The sequence below is a fragment of the Vibrio sp. 10N.222.47.A9 genome (assembly GCF_963872585.1).
Classification (GTDB): domain Bacteria; phylum Pseudomonadota; class Gammaproteobacteria; order Enterobacterales; family Vibrionaceae; genus Vibrio; species Vibrio splendidus.
Map to the genome: position 1 here is coordinate 30,728 of NZ_CAWNBB010000021.1, position 24,334 is coordinate 55,061.

At 44.5% G+C, this 24,334-nt stretch carries 23 protein-coding genes; 10 read left to right on the forward strand and 13 right to left on the reverse strand.

Annotated elements, in window-relative coordinates; genetic code table 11:
• Nucleotides 1-98 precede the first annotated feature (98 nt).
• Both AACT19_RS04290 and AACT19_RS04295 read right to left on the reverse strand, forming a co-directional pair.
• Entirely contained in the window at nucleotides 99-455 is a 357-nt protein-coding gene (locus AACT19_RS04290; RefSeq protein ID WP_004734656.1) for a hypothetical protein, read from the reverse strand.
• A gap of 218 nt (nucleotides 456-673) precedes the next feature.
• Nucleotides 674-1,300 carry a LysE family translocator gene (locus AACT19_RS04295; protein ID WP_076645458.1) on the reverse strand — a complete coding sequence of 209 codons (627 nt, stop codon included), beginning with the start codon at nucleotides 1,298-1,300 and terminating at the stop codon, nucleotides 674-676.
• A 258-nt stretch (nucleotides 1,301-1,558) separates the two neighbouring features.
• On the opposite strand from AACT19_RS04295, the gene AACT19_RS04300 reads away from it, so the two are divergent.
• From AACT19_RS04300 to AACT19_RS04310, 3 genes are all read left to right on the forward strand, one after another.
• The gene (locus AACT19_RS04300; RefSeq protein WP_076645460.1) at nucleotides 1,559-2,797 is read left to right on the forward strand and encodes a DEAD/DEAH box helicase; all 1,239 of its coding nucleotides are present in this window, start codon (nucleotides 1,559-1,561) and stop codon (nucleotides 2,795-2,797) included.
• Nucleotides 2,798-3,064: 267 nt separating this feature from the next.
• Nucleotides 3,065-3,286, forward strand: a complete 222-nt coding sequence (locus AACT19_RS04305) for a hypothetical protein (protein WP_004734659.1) — start codon at nucleotides 3,065-3,067, stop codon at nucleotides 3,284-3,286.
• Between the two features lie 142 nt (nucleotides 3,287-3,428).
• The gene (locus AACT19_RS04310; RefSeq protein WP_017065764.1) at nucleotides 3,429-3,731 is read left to right on the forward strand and encodes a thiamine-binding protein; all 303 of its coding nucleotides are present in this window, start codon (nucleotides 3,429-3,431) and stop codon (nucleotides 3,729-3,731) included.
• 74 nt (nucleotides 3,732-3,805) lie between these two features.
• On the opposite strand, the gene AACT19_RS04315 is transcribed toward AACT19_RS04310, so the two are convergent.
• Both AACT19_RS04315 and AACT19_RS04320 read right to left on the reverse strand, forming a co-directional pair.
• Nucleotides 3,806-3,973, reverse strand: coding sequence for a hypothetical protein (locus AACT19_RS04315; RefSeq protein WP_017079018.1), 168 nt, complete (start codon nucleotides 3,971-3,973; stop codon nucleotides 3,806-3,808).
• A gap of 109 nt (nucleotides 3,974-4,082) precedes the next feature.
• Nucleotides 4,083-4,346 carry a DUF1289 domain-containing protein gene (locus tag AACT19_RS04320; RefSeq protein WP_017079017.1) on the reverse strand — a complete coding sequence of 88 codons (264 nt, stop codon included), beginning with the start codon at nucleotides 4,344-4,346 and terminating at the stop codon, nucleotides 4,083-4,085.
• Nucleotides 4,347-4,533: 187 nt separating this feature from the next.
• Here AACT19_RS04320 and AACT19_RS04325 point away from each other — a divergent pair, with 187 nt between their 5' ends.
• The 5 genes from AACT19_RS04325 to AACT19_RS04345 all read left to right on the forward strand — a co-directional run bounded on the left by AACT19_RS04325 (nucleotide 4,534) and on the right by AACT19_RS04345 (nucleotide 9,471).
• Nucleotides 4,534-4,980, forward strand: coding sequence for an META domain-containing protein (locus AACT19_RS04325; RefSeq protein ID WP_004734625.1), 447 nt, complete (start codon nucleotides 4,534-4,536; stop codon nucleotides 4,978-4,980).
• Nucleotides 4,981-5,375: 395 nt separating this feature from the next.
• Nucleotides 5,376-6,542: an ABC transporter substrate-binding protein gene (locus AACT19_RS04330; protein WP_026012260.1), complete on the forward strand. Its 1,167-nt coding sequence runs from the start codon at nucleotides 5,376-5,378 to the stop codon at nucleotides 6,540-6,542.
• 5 nt (nucleotides 6,543-6,547) lie between these two features.
• Nucleotides 6,548-8,248 (forward strand): ABC transporter permease, encoded by a 1,701-nt coding sequence (locus tag AACT19_RS04335; protein ID WP_004734622.1) that lies wholly within the window; start codon nucleotides 6,548-6,550, stop codon nucleotides 8,246-8,248.
• Nucleotides 8,214-8,864 carry an ATP-binding cassette domain-containing protein gene (locus AACT19_RS04340; protein ID WP_076645462.1) on the forward strand — a complete coding sequence of 217 codons (651 nt, stop codon included), beginning with the start codon at nucleotides 8,214-8,216 and terminating at the stop codon, nucleotides 8,862-8,864. Before AACT19_RS04335 ends, AACT19_RS04340 begins: the two co-directional genes overlap by 35 nt.
• Nucleotides 8,854-9,471: a CDP-alcohol phosphatidyltransferase family protein gene (locus AACT19_RS04345; RefSeq protein WP_017079012.1), complete on the forward strand. Its 618-nt coding sequence runs from the start codon at nucleotides 8,854-8,856 to the stop codon at nucleotides 9,469-9,471. Before AACT19_RS04340 ends, AACT19_RS04345 begins: the two co-directional genes overlap by 11 nt.
• Nucleotides 9,472-9,554: 83 nt before the next feature.
• Here the strand turns inward: AACT19_RS04345 and AACT19_RS04350 are convergent, their stop codons facing one another.
• The 4 genes from AACT19_RS04350 to AACT19_RS04365 all read right to left on the reverse strand — a co-directional run bounded on the left by AACT19_RS04350 (nucleotide 9,555) and on the right by AACT19_RS04365 (nucleotide 14,675).
• The gene (locus AACT19_RS04350) at nucleotides 9,555-10,508 is read right to left on the reverse strand and encodes a class I SAM-dependent methyltransferase (protein WP_076645464.1); all 954 of its coding nucleotides are present in this window, start codon (nucleotides 10,506-10,508) and stop codon (nucleotides 9,555-9,557) included.
• An 8-nt stretch (nucleotides 10,509-10,516) separates the two neighbouring features.
• Nucleotides 10,517-11,215, reverse strand: a complete 699-nt coding sequence (locus tag AACT19_RS04355) for a TIGR01621 family pseudouridine synthase (RefSeq protein WP_004734618.1) — start codon at nucleotides 11,213-11,215, stop codon at nucleotides 10,517-10,519.
• Nucleotides 11,216-11,394: 179 nt separating this feature from the next.
• Nucleotides 11,395-13,011 (reverse strand): methyl-accepting chemotaxis protein, encoded by a 1,617-nt coding sequence (locus AACT19_RS04360; RefSeq protein ID WP_017090088.1) that lies wholly within the window; start codon nucleotides 13,009-13,011, stop codon nucleotides 11,395-11,397.
• A 230-nt stretch (nucleotides 13,012-13,241) separates the two neighbouring features.
• Nucleotides 13,242-14,675 carry a sodium-dependent transporter gene (locus tag AACT19_RS04365; RefSeq protein ID WP_012604350.1) on the reverse strand — a complete coding sequence of 478 codons (1,434 nt, stop codon included), beginning with the start codon at nucleotides 14,673-14,675 and terminating at the stop codon, nucleotides 13,242-13,244.
• 367 nt (nucleotides 14,676-15,042) lie between these two features.
• Between AACT19_RS04365 and cls the strand changes: the two genes are divergently transcribed.
• Both cls and AACT19_RS04375 read left to right on the forward strand, forming a co-directional pair.
• Entirely contained in the window at nucleotides 15,043-16,497 is a 1,455-nt protein-coding gene (gene cls / locus AACT19_RS04370; RefSeq protein WP_076645466.1) for a cardiolipin synthase, read from the forward strand.
• A gap of 183 nt (nucleotides 16,498-16,680) precedes the next feature.
• Nucleotides 16,681-17,865 carry a cystathionine beta-lyase gene (locus tag AACT19_RS04375; RefSeq protein ID WP_076645468.1) on the forward strand — a complete coding sequence of 395 codons (1,185 nt, stop codon included), beginning with the start codon at nucleotides 16,681-16,683 and terminating at the stop codon, nucleotides 17,863-17,865.
• A gap of 86 nt (nucleotides 17,866-17,951) precedes the next feature.
• On the opposite strand, the gene AACT19_RS04380 is transcribed toward AACT19_RS04375, so the two are convergent.
• The 5 genes from AACT19_RS04380 to AACT19_RS04400 form a co-directional block, all read right to left on the reverse strand.
• Nucleotides 17,952-18,422: a hypothetical protein gene (locus AACT19_RS04380; protein ID WP_076645470.1), complete on the reverse strand. Its 471-nt coding sequence runs from the start codon at nucleotides 18,420-18,422 to the stop codon at nucleotides 17,952-17,954.
• Nucleotides 18,413-19,393, reverse strand: coding sequence for a winged helix-turn-helix domain-containing protein (locus AACT19_RS04385; RefSeq protein WP_076645472.1), 981 nt, complete (start codon nucleotides 19,391-19,393; stop codon nucleotides 18,413-18,415). The genes AACT19_RS04380 and AACT19_RS04385 overlap by 10 nt, the downstream gene beginning before the upstream one ends.
• A 109-nt stretch (nucleotides 19,394-19,502) precedes the next feature.
• Nucleotides 19,503-20,069: a DNA-3-methyladenine glycosylase I gene (locus AACT19_RS04390; RefSeq protein WP_076645474.1), complete on the reverse strand. Its 567-nt coding sequence runs from the start codon at nucleotides 20,067-20,069 to the stop codon at nucleotides 19,503-19,505.
• 76 nt (nucleotides 20,070-20,145) lie between these two features.
• The gene (locus AACT19_RS04395; protein ID WP_017079006.1) at nucleotides 20,146-23,256 is read right to left on the reverse strand and encodes an efflux RND transporter permease subunit; all 3,111 of its coding nucleotides are present in this window, start codon (nucleotides 23,254-23,256) and stop codon (nucleotides 20,146-20,148) included.
• A complete protein-coding gene (locus tag AACT19_RS04400; RefSeq protein WP_004734608.1) occupies nucleotides 23,249-24,334 on the reverse strand; it encodes an efflux RND transporter periplasmic adaptor subunit in 1,086 nt (361 codons plus the stop codon). The genes AACT19_RS04395 and AACT19_RS04400 overlap by 8 nt, the downstream gene beginning before the upstream one ends.

Consider the following 24,334-nt stretch of genomic DNA (forward strand, 5'->3'; position numbering starts at 1 on the left):
TATATAGCAAAGCCCAGCACTTGTGAAAGTGCTGGGCTTTTTAATATCGGATCTGAATGAATAACTTGGGCTTTAAGGCATCTAACTTTAAAAGCTTTTTATGCCACTCTGAGGCTAGCAAAAAATACTGGGTATCTTTGTCTAATGTGTCTTTGTTCTGACACCATATCTTTGAAGCTTGGTCCTTCTAACAACTGAACGATCACTTCATCGCCTTCTTGTCGCAGCACTGCACCACTAATATCAATGGTGTTGTTATCGTGCAGTCTTAAACTGCCCGCCATTGAGAAGCCTCGATAAACAGGAATGATGTTACGCATCATCAAGCGCACACCCTTTTCAGACACTTCACTCACATGAAAAAGCTCATCCTTAATTCGCATCACTGGACGTGCCTTTTTTGGGTACTTCAAGCGGTAATATTTGCGTTTCTGGGTGAATAACTCTTCACTCATCTGTGACTCCCTGTCTCTGTTTATTCGGTAAAGCAATAGCCTTTAGCTTCAATTGGATTTCGAACGAACACATTCACCGAATTGATAGCTGACTATTATATCGACTTTACGAGCTAATGCTTTAGAGATTTATGCACAGAAACAAGGATTGCTGAGCATTCAGTAAAAAGTGAGATATGAGTCGTATATGCTAGGGGTGCGATTGTTAGCTATGAACCCTAAAGCTGAAACAGCGCCAACTGAATACTGAAGCCAACAAACAACAACCCGCACACAACGTTCATCCATTGAGACGTGCGCTTTTGAGTCAATAACCTCTTAAACGTATCAGCCATCAAAATGACAACCAAAAACCAGGTAGCAACCACTGTCGCCTGTATCGCGCCCAACATTAAGCTGTCGGATACAATGTTGTCCGTAGAAACAAACTGAGGGAATATTGAAAGGTAAAACAGGACAATTTTAGGGTTGAGTAAGTTGGTCAATAACCCTTTCACAAACTGATGATATAGCTTACTGCCCGATGCACTCACTATAGCAAGCACACCCTCTTGAGCTCGCAGTGCCGCTCGAAAATGATTATAACCAAGCCAGACTAAGTACAAGACACCCGCCCACTTCAGTCCCTCAAAGGCCATTGGAGTCTGAGATAACAGTAAGCTCATGCCATTCGCAGAAACAAACGCATGAAACAAGAACCCGCATGACACACCCAACACGTTAATAAACGCAAACAACTTTCTTTGAGTTAAAGCCGTGCTCAATACCAACAAAGCATTTGGGCCTGGAATAATGGCAATAAAAAACACGATGACAATAAACAGCCAGATACTTTCCCAACTCATTTCGCTCTCATTTCCTTAAAGCTTCCTTATCATACTTGATCGTTTTAGGGCGCATATTGTACGTCCATTCAATACCATTACAATATGCCCAACGTTTAATTAGCTTGGCTTAGCTCGCTTGCCTTAGTTCAGTTGTATGGATAACGCTTAAATTTAACGTGTATAATTCACCCGTTTATCCTGTAACGCAGCAAAACTCATTCTCTAACATTTATAGCCCTGTTAGACTCCACCTCCATTTTGATACTTGGTTCATTTATGTCATTTGATAACCTCACCCTTAACGCAAAAACCGTCACAGCGATCCCTTCTCAATTCGACAAACCGACTGAGATACAACAAGCGGTAATTCCATCAATTATTGCGGGTAAAGACGTACTTGCGTTGGCTCAAACGGGTAGCGGAAAAACATTGGCGTTCGGCTTACCCTTGCTGAACAACATCAACCATGATGTGAATGGACTGCAAGCGCTTATCATCGTCCCGACACGTGAACTCGCGTCTCAAGTGACTGAATCTTTAGAGCCGGTCGCGATAGCGCTCGATATCAAATTCGTAACCTTAACCGGTGGCGTGAATACTGATGTTCAACAGCAACAATTACTAACCCAACCGCAATTAGCAATCGCTACGCCGGGGCGTCTACTTGCTTTAATCAAAAGTAGCGAACTGAATGTAACTCAGTGCGTATCATTGGTTCTTGATGAAGCCGACCGCCTGATCGACATGGGCTTTTGGCCAGATATTCAAGCGATTACTGCAGCACTACCGAGCAAACGTCAGTCACTGTTGTTCTCTGCGACACTTCCGCCAGAGTTGGTTAGTCAGGCTGAGCTACTTCTTTCAAACCCAGTTAAAGTCACGACACACCAAGAAAACAGCGTGGTCGCGACTATTGAAGAAACTCTGTACTTAGTGAACAAAGGCAGTAAGGCTCAAGCACTTATCGCCCTACTTCATCAGACCCCATGGCCGCAAGTATTGGTGTTCATTGGTGCGAAAGACAATGCCGACGCATTAACCAAGCGATTGAATAAAGCCAAAATCAGTGTGAGTGCGTTACATGGAAATAAGAGCCAAGAAGAACGAGAGCAAGCATTAGAAAGTTTCAAAAATGGCGAGACTCGTGTGCTTATCGCGACAGACGTGATGGCTCGCGGCATCCATATTGATCAGCTGCCTGTCGTGATTAATTTTGATTTGCCGACACACTCTGCCACTTACGTACACCGGGTTGGTCGCACAGCAAGAGCAGGAAGCACTGGTTGCGCTATATCTCTGGTTAGTCACAGCGAAACTGATTACCTGAATGCGATTCGTACTCTGACCAATAAGCCTCTTGTGCTACAAGCATTAGAAGGTTTCCCTGTTACAGACAAACCTGCATCTGAAGCCACAGCTCGCAAACGTCCACCTAAAGACAAAATGGCTAACCGAAGAACCGCAAAGAAGAAAAGTGCTAAGCAATTTAAGAGCAAGCCAAGTTCTTCGAAATAGCCAGTTCTTCAAAATAACCAGCTCTTCAAAATAACCATAGAAAATCGATTAGCCCAGTTTGTACTGGGCTTTTTATATGCAATCAGATGTAAAATCACAACCTATCGACTCAGACAAAATGCCAATTTAAATGACACTTTTGTGAATTATGATGCCAAGGTATTGATTCTTGGTTGCTCAAAAAAAATACTTTCTGATCACGTTGACGCCCCTATATCTGGCAACTAGATTTTTCTATTAGTGTCTAAAAACCGGGAGGTCATTGAAATGAAACGTGCAAGCTCTACATATCGATTACAACTGATTAAGGAAGTGGCTACTCGCCGAGATCGTCAGAGTTCCAATGACCCAATGGCAAACTACATACAAAACCTAATCGACAACAAAGACGACTGTGATACCTCGGTGGAACGCAACCAGAGGTTCAGTGGTAGTCATTTTGATGAGCATATTGGTGGTTGGGTTAGCGACCACTGGGGTAGCAAGTAGTCCGATATCTCCAGTCACTCGTGTCTTAAATAAAGCAGCGTAACCACTGTAGAATTTATCTCCGCATTAACCTATCATCTGCAACAAATCCCTACCATTGAGTAAGCAGAAAGTGTCTGAGTTAAAAAGAGAAAAAGAAGTGATGGTTGCCTTCCAAGTGATCCCTCGCGTCAAAGAAGGCAACAACTTCGAAGTAGTTGATAAAGCCATTGAAGTTGTGAAAGCAGCCGATGTCCCTTTCCAAGTTGGTGCGATGGAAACCACAATGAAAGGTGAACTCAATCAATTACTCGATATCGTTAAAAAGGCAGAGCAAGCTTGTTACGATGCAGGGGCTGTAGAAGTGATAACCAACATAAAGATTCATAGTAAAACCACCGAGGCCGATGATACATTTTGTACATACCATCGTGGTGTAACGAAAGCGAATCACATGTTTGTTTAGCAATATGTTTATTTCAGAAAGCTGTTTATTTAAGAAAACAGCGGGTTAAGAAAGACTCTGAAGAACCAGTGATGTTATTGAAAAGGCATGTCTGAAAGGTGAGAAAGGATTTCCATTCGTTCTTCTTCTGACATCGAATGCCAATCACGCGGGCTCTCTTCAGGGTCATTTTTCGCCCCAATGTTTTTTCGATCCAGTGCTTTAACTGGTTCTTTTTTGAGTTTTACGTTCTTTTTATTCATACCGACATCACTCCTTCTGGTACAAAGGTACCTACCTTAATATTACACCCCAACCATTATGTAAAGTAATAGTTACTTCGGAGTTAAATAAAATCTTGATACTTCCTCTTTAACCGAAAAGATCTCTTTGGGGACTTGTATTTCCCTCTTCGTCGACCGACTTACCAACCAAGTTTTTTTGCTTCATTATCTTCCTTCGATAGCGCTGACGACAAAGCTTAATCACGTGCAATTGTTCTGACGGAGTCATCGACATCCAATTAAAGCGCTCTTCTCTTTTGCGCATACAACCATTGCAATAGCCTTTATCATCGCTTGAGCAAACCCCAACGCAAGGGCTTGGAACCTGGAAAAACTCTAACTGCTCCACCATGCCTCCTTACACATCAAAATCGAGCTTACTAATTAAAAAATAAGCGATTAATTTGTCGCCCAGCTCGTGAAATTCATACTAAACTATGACCTTATACTGACACATATAGTGTTTTGTAAACTATACTTTGAACCCATCAAGTTACACTTATTCGGTAACTTCGTTCTTTCCTTTGGAGCCTTATAATATGAAGTTTAGTTCAAAAAAATTACTAGCAGTAGCCGCTTTACCTATGATGCTAGCAGCATGCACAACAACAGGTGACAACGCGATGCAAGTAACACCAACCGATCTACAGCACCATAATTGGGAACTTGCGCAAATTGATGGCAAGGACATTGTGAAAAGCGAAGACCAAGCAGCTCCTCGTCTAGAGATCGGCGAAAAGATGACTGCAAACGGCATGGCTGGTTGTAACAACTTCTTCGGTCAAGGCGAGCTGAAAGACGGTCAATTCCGTATCAAGCAAATGGGCATGACAATGAAAATGTGTCACGGTTCAGCAATGGAAATCGAACAATCGGTTTCAGCTACTCTAAGCGAGTGGAGCGACGTAACCCTAACAAACGATACGCTAGTACTGAAAAACGATGTACACACGCTAACGTACACAATTCGTGATTGGGTAAACTAATCCGTTCTCGAAATAGATATTGATTAAAGGAGCCTTCATGGCTCCTTTTTTATTGCCTGCTTACCCTCACAACACCTTCAAAATTAACACTCATCGCCTACTTTTCGTACCAACCTCCAATAAACCTCAAATATCTCTCATTTAGATGCAATAAATTCACTGGTTTATCGGTCTATTGCTAGGATGGTAAGAGCCTAGAGTCTGTCGAGCTTTCGAAACGATCGCATATCGAACAAAGTTTAACCAAAAAAGATCAGCACGCCCCCCTGCTTGTTCTCAAGTAATTGATTGAATTTACTGTTGAATTAGAATTTATTTCAGAAACAGATAGAATAACTGTTAGGGAGTTTGAAAATACAATGCTCTTGCCCGTTCACTACCAAATGGAAAAGTTTATGAACAAGATAGTAAGTACGTTAGGAATCATGGCAACCGTTGCATACAGCGCAACCATTTATGCTGATGAAGCAACATCAACCAATAACTGGAACCAAATCGAACAGCAGGCAGAGGGACAAACTGTCTACTTTCACGCTTGGGGCGGTAGCCAAGAAATCAATCGTTACCTACAGTGGGCGGGCAAGAAATTACAAAGTGAGTACGGTGTTACCTTAAAACATGTGAAAGTAACTGATATTGCAGAAACGACCACTCGCTTACTCGCAGAAAAGGCGGCAGGAAAGAACACTGAAGGCAGTGTCGATATCGTCTGGATTAACGGCGAGAATTTCCGTTCAATGAAAGAAAATGCCTTGTTGTTTGGACCATTCACTCAAACACTTCCAAACTGGCAGTACGTGGATAAGTCTTTGCCGATCGATGTCGATTTCTCGGAGCCAACAGAAGGCTTGGAGGCACCTTGGGGCGTTGGGCAACTTGTCTTCATCCACGACCAAGAAACACTGCACAATCCGCCACAATCGTTTTCAGAGATGTTGAGCTACGCTCAGGCATTCCCGAATCGCTTAAGCTACCCGCGCCCACCAGAGTTTCACGGTACGAGTTTCATTAAGTCTCTACTGATTGAGCTAACAAACAACAGTCCTGCGCTTGCTAAACCCGTTTCAGAAGATACCTTCCAAGACGTTACGGAACCACTGTGGGCTTACTTAGATAAATTCCATAAAGTGGCATGGAGAGGCGGAAAGCAATTTCCTGCAGGTACATCTGAAAGCATTCAACTTCTGGATGACGGACAGCTCGACCTCGCGATTACGTTCAATCCAAACTCTGTATATTCAGCACAATCAAGTGGCCGCCTAGCGGAAACTACCAAGGCTTATGCGTTAGAAAGCGGCGCTCTGTCTAACATTCACTTCCTTGCGATTCCTTGGAATGCCAATGCAACCGCGGGTGCTCAAGTGACCATCAACTTCTTGTTGAGCCCAGAAGCACAATCTCGCAAAGGTGACCTCAATGTCTGGGGTGACCCTTCTGTATTGAGCAGTAAGTACTTAACCGGCAGCGCTAAAAATACTCAGCAATTTAAATCGATTGATGAACCGCATCCTAGTTGGCAAAACGCGCTCGAGAAAGAGTGGCTTAAGCGATACGGTAACTAACCTCCATGCTTCGCGCTCTATATTTTGTTGTTATAGCGGTATGTATCATCCCAACCATTCCTGGGGTAGCGGGAGTCGTGGCTTCGTCACTGAGTTTCATCCCGCCCTTAGGTTTAGACGAGCCAACACTCAACGGGTTTAGCCAAGTCTTTCAATGGGAAGGGGCTTGGCACTCTATTGGCTTAAGCCTAGGTTCAGCGGTCGCCAGCAGCTACATCGCCTGCTTTCTTACCTTTTGCATTCTTCAGGCTTCTTGGGGAAACAAGTTTTGGAGAAAGATTGAGCTAACGCTATCGCCAATGCTTGCCATTCCGCATGTGGCTTTCGCTATCGGCTTTGCTTTTTTGTTTAGCCCAACAGGCCTTGGAGCAAGAGCCGTACACCACTTACTTGGTGAATCGGCTACAAGCTCTGAATTGGCTTTGCTGATCAAAGATCCTTACGCGTTTGGCCTAATCATTATGCTCGCACTCAAAGAAGTTCCTTTCTTGTTGCTGATGAGCATATCGATACTTCAACAAATCGATGTAGAACGTATCACTAAGGTGAGTGCATCACTCGGTTACAGCCGCGCTCAGATCTGGTGGAAGTGTATTTTCCCGCAATGGTTTACTAAGCTTCGCTTCCCAATGCTGGCTGTGCTCGCCTATAGCGTCTCGGTTGTCGATATTGCTCTGATCATTGGCCCAACCAACCCGCCGACTTTTGCCGTTTTAGTGTGGCAATGGTTCAACGATCCAGACCTTAATCTACTGCCACGAGCTGCTGCTGGTGCGATCGTTTTGTTTGGCTTGGCTTCGTTGATCATCGCCTTGGCGCGATTAGTTGAATGGGCAATTCTTAAATATTTTCGAACGTGGCAGTATTCAGGAAGAACAGGGGCTAACTTACCGGGGAAAACCGTATTCACAGCTCTTGCAGCTTTGTCACTGATGATCATTCCTTTGATGATTATCTGGAGTTTTGCTCAGCGCTGGCGCTTCCCTGATTTACTGCCTAGCCGCTACAGCATGCGCTTCTGGGAATTCGAGTGGGATGGCATCATGAGCACCGTTGGTCAAAGTTTATGGATTGGTCTGATTGCTGCTTCAATCGCTTTGTTGCTTGCGTTGGTTGCTCACGAATACAGAATCAAATACAAGTGGCAAGTCCCAGGCTTTATTATCGCTATTCCAATGTTGATACCTCAACTGTCGGTGTTGTTCGGCATGCAAATCACCACTCTATACATTGGCAGTAGTGCCTATGAGCTTTGGGTTATTTGGGCGCATGTTTTCTTCGCCTTTCCATTTGTGTACTTGTCTTTGGACGGCCCATGGAAAAGCTTCAACGATGGGCTGATAAAAGCTTCACTGAGCTTGGGTAAATCGCCATTTCAAAGCTGGTATTCGATTAAGCTGCCTATATTACTGCCCGCCATCGCCTTCGCTTGGGCGGTTGGGATCAGTGTGAGCTTAGCTCAGTACTTACCGACATTGATGCTCGGTGCTGGTCGTATTAGCACCATCACCACAGAAGCCGTTGCCCTAACCAGTGGTTTCGACCGCAGGGTAACCGCAATTTATGCCATTTGGCAGGCCTTGTTGCCTCTGTTCTTTTTCTCTTTAGCGATATTAGTCAGCCGACTTCAACTTAGATATCGCCGTCTTACTTTTAAAGGTTTTCTTACTAATGAGTCTGCACCTCAACGACCTCGCCATCCATAAAAACGGTGGCGAATCGCTGTTTTCAGCGCTAAACGTAACATTAGAATCAGGCCAAATATTGGCGTTGATGGGGCCAAGCGGCTGCGGGAAATCGACTTTGTTAGATGCCATCGCGGGTCACCTGAATGACGAGTTCTCATACTCTGGCACCGTTATTTTGAACGATATTCAGCTAGACGATATCCCATCACATCAGCGTGAAGTCGGCATTCTGTTTCAAGATGACTTATTGTTTCCACACCTAAAAGTATGGGAGAACTTGGCCTTTTCGTTACCAAACTCGGTTAAGGGGTCAGATCGCCAACTACAAGCAATGGAAGCGTTAAAAGACATTGAACTGACCCGCTTGGCTGAGTCATTTCCCGACCAAGTATCTGGCGGCCAGCGAGCGAGAATTAGCTTAACTCGTATGCTATTGGCGAAACCGAAATTGGCGTTGCTTGATGAGCCGTTTAGTAAGCTCGACCAAGAACTCAGAGCCCAGTTTCGCGACTGGGTATTTGAGCAACTCACTAAAGCGAATATTCCGACATTAATGGTGACGCACGACCAAACCGATGTGCCTCAAGGGGCAAAAGTTTTGTCTTGGCCATGGAGAAGTAACCATGCTGGATAAGTACTCTATTAAGGTCATTAAGTGGCCATTAAATCAATCAGCCAAACTACTTAATAGATTCGGCATCACAGCCAACCAAACCACCCTGTTTGGGTTTCTGGTTGGATGTTTAGCGTTTCCAGCATTGGCATTTCAACAATACGAATGGGCGTTGGGGTTTATTGTATTTAACAGGGTTTGTGACGGGCTTGATGGGGCCTTGGCTCGAATCCAAGGCATTAGTGATGCGGGCGGTTTCCTCGACATCAGCCTCGATTTTCTTTTCTACTCATTAATCCCCTTTGGCTTTGTTATCGCCAACCCAGAACACAACGCCATTGCCGGTGCATTTTTGATTTTCTCTTTTATCGGCACAGGCAGCAGCTTTTTAGCGTTTGCGGTTATGGCTGGTAAGCGAGGCATTGAAAACCCAGTCTATAAACATAAGTCTCTCTATTACATGTCGGGGTTAACCGAAGGTACAGAAACCATCGCGTGTTTCATTGCTTTCTGTATTTGGCCTCAACACTTTGCAGTTATCGCTTATACCTTTGGCGCTGCGTGTTGGCTGACTACGTTTATGCGCATTTATTTTGGGTTTCAGACACTCAAGAATCAAAACAACTAGTGTGAATTTCTGCATTCCTCATAGACAAAAACGCAGCTCAATATGAGCGGCGTTTTTATATTCTAGCTGATTCTGAAATTCAATTAAGCGTCAGCAGAGGCTTTAATTTTAAATCTCAACACCTTCAAGCTTGAATCAAGGTCGACATCGACAAACTCAGGTGGGTTGTCCAGACGCTCAATGAATTCAACGCTTGGCGCTTCTTCTACCATCGTCTCGATTAGGAAGTTTGGCGATACTGCTGGTGAGTTAACACAAGCAATCACTTCTCCGCCTTCTGTTAGAAGATCAGGCAAGCGACGTAAGATCTTTTTGTAATCTTTAGTTAAAGCAAAGCTGCCTTTTTGGAACGAAGGCGGGTCGATGATAACCAACTCGTAAGGGCCACCCTTTTTGATTTTTCCCCACGACTTAAAGATATCGTAGCCAAGGAAGTTAACCGAGCGCATGTCGTGCTCATTCAAACGGTGGTTATCACGGCCTTTGTTTAGCGATCCGCGCGACATATCTACGTTCATGCATTGGCGAGCGCCACCAGCTATAGCCGCTACTGAGAAACCACAAGTGTATGCGAACAGGTTAAGGACATTCTTATCCTTAGCATTGTCTTGTACCCACTGGCGACCATTACGCATATCTAGGAACAAGCCAAAATTCTGATTACGGCCAATGTCTAGTTGGTACTTAAGACCGTGTTCAACCACGACGGGTGAGTCATTGAGTTCACCCCATAAAACCTCTGACGGCGCACCATCGGCATAACGATGTTGCAGAACAATACTGGTGCCCTGCTTTGCTTGCCAGATGTCTTTATTAGTCAGATCAACCAATCCGGCTTTGAGAGATGATAAGAATTCGTCATCCACCTCTTTGAATACGTTAACCAATAACTGCCCATCAACCCAATCACATGTCAGTTGATCTAGGCCTGGCCAAAACTTACCACGACCGTGAAAAATACGGCGTAGTTCATTCGGCACTTCATTAAGTTGCTGTTCAATATGACTAAAAAACAGAGGTAAAGCTGATGCTTCCATTATTTCACTCACTTAGTGTTTAGCTTTGGCCAAGTTAATGACCAAGGTTCAAGCCAGTTGTCTAAACCATTAGACACGATCTCTTGATGCCACTTCTCACCCAAGGAGTTTAGGCTTCTTGGATCGCAGACATATTCGTAGGCTTGTGATTGATAGGTAAATCGAATCGCGAAGGCATGCAGATAACCTCTGTCAGCCTCACTCGATGGATTATAAATAGGGTCACCAACAATGGCTGAGCCGATCGACTTCATCGCGACACGGATCTGGTGAGTTCGCCCCGTATAGGGTTTACACAAAAATAGACGCTCACCGGGTTCAGCCGTTGCAGATAAAAACTGGGTAATCGCTGGGTTTTCTTTGCTTGTCAGTAACTTCCAGCTTGAGCGTCGTGAACGCTCCATATCACCTGAGATCAGCCCCTGCTTTTTCTTAGGCTTCTTCGAACCAATCGCAAGGTAGTACTTCTCAACTTCACGCTTTGCAAATAGCTGTGAAAGCTCACTTGCTGCCGAAGCATTTTTTGCCAGCAGTAGAATACCTGATGTCATTTTATCGAGACGATGGACTAGGTATAGCTTCGGCTCGTTGATTGCTTTAGCAACTTCTTGCAACAACATGGTATCGCCATCGTCTTTATGGACGCTGACGCCAGGATGTTTGTTTATGAGTAAAAAATCAGAATGGTTCAGAAGAATGTCGAACATTTAAAGGCTAGCTCCATTGTAGAACGTGGAGTATACCGTGTCTGAACCCAGATTCCAGCTACGAAAAAGCCCAACTCACTCAATAAATATTGAATCATCGGGCTTCTTTTCAGCAAGTAGCGATCAGTGCTTGGTCTTTGTTCAATTAGCATTCGGAAAATAGAACAAAGCCACCCGCCCTACGCGAGTTTGAACTTACCGACTAATGCTTCTAGCTCAGCAACTTTAGCGTTCAAGCCTGAGGTATTTTCAGAGCTGCGAGTCGCTAATTGCAAAGACTGCTCAGAAATATCACTGATCGCCGTAATATCCGCTGCAATTTCTTTGGTCACCGCTGTCTGTTCTTCTGCCGCTGTCGCGATAGAGTTGACCATGCTTTGTACATTGCCAGCACCACTTACAATCGCTTCTAGCGCCGAAACTGCGCCAGAGCTTTGCTCAACACCAATCTCAACTAGACGACAGTTATCTTGAGTGTAAGTCACCGCTTCTTGCGTACCAGATTGAATCGACTGAATGATACCAGACACTTCTTGAGTCGCTTTGGTCGTTCTCTCTGCCAGTGCTCGTACTTCATCAGCAACCACTGCAAATCCACGTCCAAACTCGCCAGCACGTGCCGCTTCAATCGCAGCATTCAGCGCCAGTAGGTTGGTTTGTCCAGCGATGTCTTCGATTACCTTAATAACACTGCCAATCTGTTCGCCATGTGAACCTAGCGTATTCATTTGTACCGACATGTCGCTCATTTGAGTCGACACTTGTTGGATACTTGCCACCATTTCAACAATCACGTTACGGCCATCTTCTGCTGACGTTTCTGAGCGACGTGCCTCTTCATAAGTAGAAGTACCTTGCTGCGCGACTTCAGAAATGGTCAAGCTTAGCTCTTCTGCGGCAGTCGCAATCAGGTTAGCTTTATCAGCTTGTGCAGAGGCACCAGAAACGATGTCTTGACTGATTGATGATAGCTCACCTGTCACCGATTGAACTTGGTTCGTCACAGAAGAGATTGAACCCAATAGGTCGACCAAAGATTTCTGCATCTGGTTAATCGACGTAGCAAGATCGGCCAGTTCATCGCCAGAATCATCAACAATATCTCCAGCGGTAAGGTCTCCATTTGCCACGCGTCGCGCAACTTGTTCAACACGAGTTAGACGGTTAGTGATGGAGCTAGATAATACAAACGCAATCACACAACCAAACACAATCGCAATGGCAGACAACACCATGATAGTGCGTTCGATGGTGGTAAACGAATCGGTTAATACAAGCAGCGATTGTTCTGTATCGGCACGCTCACTTGCAGACGCTTGGTCCAGTAAGTTTTCAACCGGGATTAGATTACTCTCATATAAGGAGCGAAGCTGCTGGATATTCGATAACAGCGCAGACTCATCGTTGATCATAGGTACAAGCTTAGATTCAAACTCTTGAGTAAAGCGCCCCATCAGGTCTTCAATTCGCTCAATACGGCGATGGTCTTCTGAACCTCGACTCTCTAAACGTTTTGCTTCTTTAATAGCCTGAGCAAATTCATTCTTGTTGGTTCGATAATCATTAAGCGCATTATCGGCTTGAGTAATCGCACCAAGTGCATCGCGATAAACATCCCCGGCTTCATCTATCAATACAAGGTAGGTCACCGTTCCCGGTACATCATCCATTCTAATTTCATCAGCGCTCTTGTGAGCCCCAATGACTTCTATCCATACAATACCGACTAACGTGACAAGCACCGCCAATATAGAGCCAAACCCGGCGTACAACTTCTTCCTAACTGACAATTTCACACAACACCTACTTAAATAAAATACAGCTCAATCAGCTATTACTTTTCATTATATCGGCTACCAGACCAATAACTTTAAGTATTTATTTTTCTTTGATAATTAAGTTAGTAGCATAAAAAAACGGGAGCCAATGGCTCCCGTTTCTTAACTTACTTTAACTCGCGGATTGTAGCTTCTAAGAGCTATGGTTTCTTAGAGCTATAGCTTCTTAAAACTATAGCTTCTCAGAACTATAACTTCTTAGAGATAAGCGCAGAGCCAGCAATGATACCAATACCTAGTAGCATGATTGCACCTTTACCGCTGTCGAAGCCAGAAGAGATACCCATGAACGCTACGATAGCGATAGCTACTGGGATGATGTACTTAACAAGTGTGTACCATAGGCCGAATAGTGGGAAAGATACTTCACCGTCGTTAGTGATTTCTTTCTCTAGGTCAGCACGGTTTAGTCTCCAACCAGCGAAGATACATACCAACATACCGCCAACTGCTAGGAAGATTTTATCCGTTAGTAAGTCGAAGATATCAAATGCACCAGTACCAAACAGTGTTGGACCGAAGCCGCCAAGTGATAGAGAAGCGAAGATACATAGAATCGCCATTACTACACTTGCAGACAGTACTGCAGTCACACGCTTCATGCCTTTCTCATCGATTAGGTACGAAACCACAACTTCAAGTAGAGATACTGAAGAAGTTAGTGCCGCAACACTTAGACCAACGAAGAACATTAGTGCAAATAGAAGACCAACTACGCCGCCCATTTCAGCGAATAGCTGAGGAACAACAACGAATACTAGACCAGGGCCCGCCGCAGGTTCCATACCAAATGCGAACATTGCAGGGAACATTGCAACACCAGCTAGGATAGCAACGCCTGTATCCATCGCCGTAACCATAGCTGTAGTTTGAACTAGGTTCTCTTTCTTCTTAAGGTAAGAACCGTAAGTCAACATACAACCCATACCAAGAGATAATGAGAAGAATGCTTGACCTAGTGCAGCTAGAATTACACCGCTGTCTACTTTAGAGAAGTCAGGGCTGAATAGGAATTCAAGACCAGCCATCGCGCCCGGAAGCATTAGGCCTTTGATTGATACAACGATAAGGATGATGAAAAGAAGTGGCATCAGAATCTTACCCGCTTTCTCAATACCGCCAGAAATACCCTTCATAACGATAACAACGTTAAGTAGTAGGTATAGACCCATCCACATAAGTGGTTGAACTGGGTTTGAGATAAAGCCACCGAAGCTGTCACCAATTGCTTCAGGTGCGTCTAGTAGACCACCAGCAATTTTACCGATGTATGCGATAGACCAACCACCTACTACAGGGTAGAAACCCATGATAAGTAGACCACTGACTACGCCGATAACACCAGCGAACGTCCAACGACGGTCAGTTGATTTAAATGCACCTACTGCTGATTTTTGCGTATGACGGCCAATCGCAAATTCAGTCAGCATGACACTGAAACCGATGAAGATTACAAAAAACAGGTAAATTGCAACGAATGCACCGCCGCCACTTTCGCCTGCTGTGTAAGGGAATTTCCAGATGTTACCTAGACCAACAGCAGAACCTGCTGCAGCCATTACGAATCCTAACTTCGAACCCCAGGTATCGCGGGGTGTTGTGGTTGTATTACTAGTAGCCACGTGTACTCCAAACTTTTGTGTTGTGTGATGTTGTGTTTTGCTTTGGGTGGCGTCTTTAAAAGATAAGGTGTATAAAAAAATTTACACACTTAAAAGATTTGATTGACGCTCGTTGTATGGCAAGTAAACCAGTTTAAGAATAAAATTGGAAGTCCGAACCGTACATATTTCGTTACCAATGTAAATTTTTATGGTTAAATGCCGTCTTTTTATACAAAACAATCGTTTTCTTCTTAAGTTAACCAAAACTTAACAACTATAACCTGTTTACAGCTTTTGCTCTATTTTGTAAATAGTTGATTCCTTAAATTCCCATATCCTCAAAATAGCATTACTATCTAAGTGTCTCTTTTTTCGAGTATTCAATGTGGAAAAGCTCTACCATTTTTTAACTTTAGCTTCCGTTGCTTTGTACTGGGTTCTCGTCGCCGGTGTGACTTTCCGTGTCGTACTAAAACGACGCTCTGTCAGCGTTTCTCTCGCGTGGTTGATGGTTATCTACATTATCCCGATTGTTGGCGTGGCCTGTTACTTCCTTTTCGGCGAGCTAAACCTAGGTAGAAAGCGGGCTGAGCGCGCACATCGCATGTTTACTCCATTCGGTGATTGGTTCCGCCAATTAAATGATTGTCAGGTTCACCTTCCAGGTAAAGTTGGCTCCCCAATCCACAAGATTGATGAACTTTGTAATAATCGAATGGGTATTCCTGCACTTAGTGGAAACACACTTTCACTGCAAGCTTCACCCAATGAGATCCTGCACGCAATTATCGAAGATATAGAAAACGCACAAACCAGTATCAAAATGGTTTTCTACATTTGGCATCCTGGAGGCCTAACCGACTCCATAGCCTCTGCACTGATTCGAGCGGCCAAACGTGGCGTAGATGTTAAGGTTTTACTCGATTCAGCAGGTAGTCCACGCTTTTTCAAAAGCCATTGGCGTTCAATGATGAAAGACGCTGGTGTGCAAGTTGTGCAAGCATTAGAAGTAAGCCCATGGCGTATTTTCTTACGTCGCCTTGATTTAAGACAGCACCGTAAGATCATCGTCATTGATGAATCCATCGCCTATACCGGTTCAATGAACATGGTGGATCCGGCGCATTTCAAACAGAGTTCAGGCGTTGGTCAATGGATAGACGTAATGGTCCGAGTCACGGGGCCAACCGTTAACGTGCTTTCGGCCATTCATGGTTGGGACTGGGAAGTAGAAACAGGCGAACGCATTCTTCCTGATTTACCTGAATGCCCGATTGAAGAAATAATGACGCACCATCCGGTTCAGGTCGTTCCGTCTGGTCCTGGTATGCCGGAATATTTGATCCTACAAGTTCTGACTATTGCCATTAATCAAGCCAATCGTTCTGTGCGCATCACTACCCCTTATTTTGTACCGAGTGCTGACTTGTTAGAAACGCTGAAAATGACAGCGCAAAGGGGCGTAAACGTCGAACTGATCATTCCACACAACAACGATTCATTGATGGTTAAATGGGCTTCTCGCGCTTTCTATACAGAGTTACTTGAAGCTGGCGTTAAGATTTACGAGTTTTATGGTGGCCTTCTTCACACCAAATCGGTAGTGATTGATGAAGAGTTTTGCTTAATCGGAACGGTCAATATCGACATGCGCAGCCTTTGGCTAAACTTCGAAGTGACGCTAGCCGTTGATGACGTACACTTCACCAAGCAACTGTTTGATTTGCAGCAATCCTATATTGAATCATCTCATCCAGTAGAATTGGAGCAATGGGAGCAGAGAAATTTACGTAACCGCTTCTTCGAACGATTGTTCTATTTGTTCAATCCACTGCTGTAATCCAATCAATGGACCCACTGTGACTCATATCTCTCTACTTATCAGACTTTTGACCTTTCACGATAAACGACGTGAAAGGTTAAAAAGCGAAAGAAAAGCATAAAAACTCCCCCTCTGCTCTTGCTTTGAATGCTATTGGCATGTTTTAAATAGGACATAACCGATTGATAAGGAATTCACAGCATGTCCGAGAACAAAACCACTAAACTGATCACTGCAGGTCGTGATAAGAAGTGGACCAATGGTGTCGTTAACCCACCAGTACAGCGCGCTTCTACTGTCGTGTTCAACTCAGTAGAAGAAAAGCGTAAAGCTACGATTAATCGCGCTAATAAAACGCTTTTTTACGGACGCCGTGGAACCAACACTCACTTCGCTTTCCAAGATGCCATGGTTGAAGTCGAGGGCGGCGCAGGCTGTGCACTTTACCCTTGTGGTACTGCAGCCATTTCAAATGCCATTCTTTCTTTTGTAGAAACAGGCGATCATATTCTGATGGTCGACACCTGCTACGAACCGACGCGTGATTTCTGTGACACCATCATGAAGAAGGTGGGTGTAGAGACGACCTACTACGAGCCAACGATCGGTGAAGGCATCCAAGACCTTATTAAGCCAAACACTAAGGTGCTGTTTACCGAATCTCCGGGCTCAGTCACCATGGAAGTGCAAGACATTCCAACGCTAGCGCGTATTGCTCATGAACACGACATCATAGTGATGCTCGACAACACATGGGCTGCCGGTGTTAACTTCTCACCGTTTGAATTCGGTGTTGATATCTCTATCCAAGCAGCGACCAAATACATTGTTGGTCACTCTGATGTGATGCTAGGGACTGCTGTTGCCAACGAGAAGTGTTGGGATCAACTAAGAGAACAAAGCTATTTGATGGGGCAATGTGTATCACCAGATGACGCTTACCTTGCCCTTCGTGGTATCCGTACTCTTGACGTTCGACTACGCCAACATGCAGAGAGCAGCTTGAAAGTCGCAAAATGGTTGGAGACTCGACCTGAGGTTGATCATGTTCGTCACCCTGCCCTTGAGTCTTGCCCAGGCCATGAATTCTTCAAACGAGATTTCACTGGCGGTAATGGTTTGTTCTCTTTCGTGCTGAAGAACTCAAATACAAAAGCGACCACAGCGCTGCTTGATGGTATGACGCACTTTAGTATGGGTTACTCATGGGGTGGCTTTGAAAGCTTAATTCTAGCGAACGAACCGAACAGCTTCGATAGCCTAAGAACAGTAGCGAACCCTAACTTCACAGGAACCTTGGTACGTGTTCATATCGGCTTAGAAGATGTCGATGACCTGATTGCAGACCTAGAAGCAGGATTGGAGCGTTACAACGCGCTCGTTTAATTTAAAGCGTTAGTAGACTCAGACCAAAAAGGCAGGATATTCCTGCCTTTTTTAGATTAGCGCATTAGACACGTCGCTTTAAAAAGCTACTGAACGTCAAAGCACGCCCAATTGAAAATTTCAGAGCGGTGTTCATTGAACAAATACAAAGACTGATTCTTGACTGCAATAGCGTAATCAATCGTCACCCCTTTATACTCACTATATTCATTGTTAATAATTGGATCATGGAAAGGGGTCGCCGTTCTCACATCTATAATGCTCATCGACAAATTATTCCCATCAAGCTCATAGTGCCCAAAATACAGATTTTCCATAGTACTCTCCTTACCGTCTTGCTCTGTAATCGTCACAAACTCTCTCATGCTAAAGGTATGGTCAGATTGAAAAGTAAGGCTTATACGTTCATAAAGCGATTGATATGGTTGGAATGCCTGAGATAAAAAATCAGTTTTAATCGTTTTGCAATGCCATCGAGTGCCCGCTAATACGTTCTGTTCTGGCAAAAAACTTGCTGCAGCAATTACCACCAAAATAAGTAAACCAATTAGTCGCAAAAGTAACTCCTCTTCTTCATATACTGAGCAAAGGAATCAAAAGACGACTCTACATTGAAAACCGAAGCACTATAATTCAGAGCCTCACCATCTTTCCTTTGAATCAACATGTATAACGCGTCATCTTCGGGTTGGTCGACTGATGGGTAAATACGGACAAAGACATCAACGTTACAGTGGCTCGGTATCACCGCTGTAAGCTTTTGAGTGACCGCAGGCAACGAATAGGAGTCATTATGAGCAATATGGAAGAAGTAGTGGTTGGTATTGTCGGTGTAACGGTCACGATATTCCGCTTTATCAATAAAATAAGGTAGGGGCGTATAGTAGGTTTGGAAAAGGTTGAACGCCGTTACTGCGACACAAACCAAAGCGAGTAAATAACCGGCTTTAGCGAGGTGTCTATTAGACACAACATTTGCCTGTTCTTGCTTAACTGCACTCTGATCTAGGTGTGACTCACTAGGTAGCTCGGAAGAAACAACTTTCGCAGAATCTGCATCAATCAATGCTTCATTTATTGTTAACGGGTCTTGGGATATTTCTGGGGGCAAAGGTACGTTTTGCTTCAACGTAGAATCGGCAAGCGAGACACCGAGTTCGCACACTTCTTTACTCGCTTGAGAAGGTACCTCTTCAGTTACTGTGGACCTGTTCAACTCTTCGATTTCAAGAGAATACCCTGTCTTACTAACGGTACGAATCGTCGCGCAACCACAAGTTACCCTAGACAGTGTTTTTCGAATCTTTGAGATAACGTTAGTCAGCGCTTGCTCTGAAACAATCACATTACCCCAACACCTATCAAATATCAGACCTCGCTCGATGCACTCACCGGCATTTTCAAGCAAGAATAGAAACACCTTACCTTCTAACGGCGCGATAGTTTCTACGTGGCCATCTTCACGCACAAACTGCCTAAGCAAGGGATCATAACGAGCATCACATATTTGGTAGATTTGTTGTTTCACTATCGTCTTCTAGGTTTGAATTCGGTCGCATATAATATTGAATAGTTTACAAATGACCAGTAAATTTTCCAATTTTCACGTAATTATTTCGCGACGAGAAATAACACTTTTATTTGTGTGGGCAACCTTCTAAATGATCATTAACCATACCTGTCGCTTGCATAAGCGCGTAACAGATTGTTTCCCCTACAAACTTAAAGCCTCTCTTCTTCAAAAACTTACTCATCGCTTTAGATTGCTCGGTAGAAGCGGGAACTTGAGACATCTCAGTCCAGTTGTTCTCTATCACTTTGTTATCGACAAATTGCCATAAAGCATTTGATAAAGAGCCAAACTCTTTCTGGAGTTCAAGTGTTGCTCGCGCATTGTTGTATACCGAAGCAATCTTGCCCTTGTGTTTAACCACATCGAAGTTTTCAATGATGTACGGCACGTTGTCTTCATTCAACTCAGCTAGCTTGTTTAGATCGTAATTATCAAATGCAGCACGATAGCCTTCACGCTTTTTAAGGATCGTAATCCAACTCAGGCCCGCCTGAGCGCCTTCTAAAGTAATGAACTCAAACAGAACTTGGTCATCATAAACAGGCACGCCCCACTCTGCGTCGTGGTACTCCCTTTCAAGCTCATGTTTAAGCGCCCATGCACACGTTCTATCCACTTTATTCGCTTCCATTTCGATAGTCTCTTTTAGTAATCGTACATAAAAATAATGCCCCAAATAGGGGCATTATTTCAAAGGTTAGTTGACGTTAAGCCACTTCAATTTTATGGAATAAACGATACAGCACAGGTACTACGATTAGCGTGAGTACAGTCGCAAAGCCTAAACCAAACATGATGGTTACTGCCATTGGTTTAAAGAAGATATCCGGTAGTAGAGGGATCATACCAAGAATGGTGGTGATCGCTGCCATACATACCGGACGAACACGACTCAGTGCCGCATCAACAACCGCTACATATGGATCTTTACCGGACTTCATCTCAATCTCAATTTGGTCAAGCAGTACGATACCGTTCTTAAGTAGCATCCCGGATAAACTCAAGAAGCCTAGCAATGCCATGAAGCCAAATGGTGTATTCAAGGCTAATAAGCCTGTCGTTACCCCGATTAGCGCTAATGGAACCGTTAGCCAAACAATTAGCGGTTCTTTGACCGAGTTGAACAAGAACACGGTAATCAAGAACATGAACAGGTAACCCATCGGCATAGTGGTAAACAGAGACGCTTGTGCATCAGCAGATGACTCATATTCACCACCCCACTCCAACGAATAACCCGGTGGCATCTCAATCGCTTCAATTTGTGGCTGTAAGCGTTTCTGTAACGTCGAAGCCGTTTCTTCACCCAATAGGTCGTTGTCGGCCATTACCGTCAGCATACGCTTACGGTTCTTACGGATGATAAGTGGATCTTCCCATTCCAATTCGTAGCCAAGCGTCACTTGCTGCAACGGAATATATTCGCTTAATGCCGGGCTCCAAATCTTCATACCTTCGATGTTGCGAATATCAACTCGCTCATCTTCAGGTAAACGAGCCACAATAGGCATCAACGTAGTACCATCACGATACACACCAATCGACTTACCAGAGAAAGACATCGCTAGGAAATCATCAACGTCAGACTTGGTAATACCATAACGACGCGCTTGGCTTTCATTGAACTGAGGCTCTAATACCTTAGTTCTTTCACGCCAATCATGACGAACGTTAAATGCTCCGTCATCAGCACGCATGATGTCCATAACTTGAGCTGCGATTGAACGTAGCACGGTTGGGTCTGAACCGACGATTCGAGCCTCAATTTTCGCACCGCCACCAGGGCCTAATTCAATTTGCTTAAGTTTGTAATCAATTTCAGGGAACTGGCTGTCAACGTGTTCACGGAAGCGACGCATCAGCCCCTCAAGTACCTGATAATCTTTCACACGAACCGTGATTTCGCCATACGCGCTATAACTCTTCTCGGGTGAGTAGGTCAACATGAAACGCTGCAGACCTTTACCGGCCGTGGTCGTGATATGTTCAACTTCACTTTGTTCCGACAGCCAACTCTCAAGCACTCTCAACTTGGTATTAGTTGCTCGAATATCCGTACCTTCCGGCATCCAAACATCCACTTGGAACATCGGAGTAGTTGAAGATGGGAAGAATGCTTGTTTCACAAAGCCAAAACCGTACACACTAGCACCTAAACCAATCACCAGAACGATCATGGTTAGCCACGCGCGTTTCATACAGAACTCAAGGAAGTTTTTATAGATAACAAAAACCATCCCGTTGTATGGATCTTTGCCTTCGTTATCGGGATCAACCTTCTGTCCTCTGAAGAAGATATCGGCAAAAAACGGCGTGATCGAGATGGCAGTAAACCAACTCAGCATCAATGAAATCAATAGCACCGTGAACAAGGTGCCACAGTATTCGCCCGTTGAATCTTCAGACAAACCAATTGGAGCAAACGCAGTGACCGCAATCACCGTTGCGCCAAGCAGTGGCCATTTGGTTTGGGTCACGATATCAGTGGCGGCCTGCATCCGGGTTCGCCCCTTCTGCGTGCCGATCAATATCCCCTCCACCACCACAATGGCATTATCCACCAGCATCCCCAAGGCAATAACCAACGCGCCCAGTGAAATACGTTGAAGGTCGATTTTGAAGTACTGCATGAAAATAAAGGTGCCGAATACGGTCAATAGCAGTATCAAACCAATCAACAGACCCGATCGTACTCCCATGAAGAACAGTAACACCACGATTACGATCGCAACCGCCTGCCCTAAACTCACCACAAATCCGCTTACCGACTTGTTCACCTCTTTAGGTTGGTTATAAACCTCGGAGATGTCGATACCGACGGGTTGTTGATATTTAAGCTCGGCGAGTCTTCGATCAAAGTCTTCACCCACTGCGACCACGTTCACGCCTTGCGCAAAAGAGACACCCAGGTTAAGCGCGAGTTCGCCGTTATAACCAATGATGTTACTCGGTACCTCAACGTAACCACGAGTTACATTCGCCACATCTTTTAGATAGATAAGCCCTTGAGCGCCACCTTCCGTAAGAATCAAATCTCCAAGCTGTTCAACGTTTTGGAACTCACCGGTTGGATGGATTCGAATATATTCATCACCAATCCTTACTGCTCCTGCACTTGATACAATATTTTGAGTCGATAAAAGGTTAAATACCGTGCTTGGAGACAGACCCAGAGAGCTTATCCGTTTCATCGATATCTCAATGAACACTTGCTCTTGTTGTTGGCCGGAAACGGAGACTTTACTTACGCCATCAACCAACTCTAGCTCTCGCCTTAGGTAATCAATGTAATCCAGCAACTCTTTGTAGCTATAGCCATCCCCCGTCACCGCCAGCAAAATACCGTAAACATCACCGAAGTCATCGATGACTTGAGGATCATTGACGCCGGGTGGCAGTTCAACCTTGAGATCATTCACTTTTCGGCGAAGTTCATCCCATATTTGCGGAAGATCATCTGGGCCGTAGTTGTTCTTCATCGTCACCGTTACCTGTGATAGGCCGCGGCTAGAGATAGAGTTCACTTCGTCCACATAGGTAAGTTGTTGAATCGCTTTTTCTAGTGGGTAAGTAACTTCTTCTTCAACTTGTTGAGGTGTGGCCCCTGGATAAGAGGTCACAACCATCGCATCTTTGATGGTAAAGGCAGGATCTTCTAAACGACCCAAGCCGAAAAAGGCAGAGACACCACCAATAAGAAAGATCAGAGATAGCATCCAGCTAATGACTTTGTTACGTATAAAGTAAGAAGCAACACCTGTGATCTGATCATCACCCTGTTGATCGTCATTTTGGGGCTTGTTGTTTACTTCACTCATTGTTCGTCTCCTGAGACAATACTTCCACTGTCATCCCATCTCGCAATCGCGATACGCCTGCAACAACGACATGCTGCCCCATTTCTAATCCTTTCATGATCTGCAATGTTTTCTGATTGGCTTTTCCTATTACGACTTGCTGTTTCGAGACGGTACTGTCGTCATTAAGCACCCATACATAAGAGTTCTGGCGCGTTAAATCATCGCCATCCGCATTAAACACAGCTTCGATTGGGATAAGTACCCCAGCTTTTAACTCCAAGCCGATATCTCGCCCATTTGACGTCACCTCAACGGCCATACCATCCAGAATTAAATCATCTTCCGGCATAGGTAGAGCAAGCGTCACCGTGAACGTGCCCGTGCTTGGGTCAGGTTCAGTGGTGAACTCCTTAATAGCCGCCGTGTATTCATTGCCACTGGGCACTCTTACCACAGCCTCAACATTCGATAACAGCTGTTCGCTAGGCTGATTCACGTAAATCTGGTCAGGCAGTTGGATAACAACCTCAACATCTTCGACACTGTGAATGTTCACCACCTGCTGGCCTACCTGAATATTTTCATATTGATCGACACTGACACGAGAAATGATCCCATCAACAGGGGCACGAAGCTTAGTGAACGACAAGCGCAGTTTTGCGAGTTCCAGCTCGGCATAAGCGATCTGGCGTTGAGCAGCAATTTCATCAAACTGTGACTTCGCCAATAAACCTTTCTTCACTAGCGGACTTGAACGTCTGTATTGACTGTTAATTACCGTGTAACGCGCCTGAGCATTGTCGACATCCAGTTGATAATCGGTAGGGTCAAGCTCTGCAATGATGTCTCCTTGTGAAACACGCTCACCTTCTTTCACATCAAGCTTATTGATTTCTCCAGCGACTCGAAAGCTGAGATGAGCCTTCTCGGCAGCGTTTGCAACCGCAGGGAAATAGAGTTTGTCGCTAAAGTCGATGACTGAAATCTCGATAGCTTTAACCAAGGGCGTGTTATTCACTTCTACAACTTGTTTATCTTCACAAGCCGTAAGTAAAACCAAACACGACAGTCCAGCGGCCACTTTAAGTGTTTTCAT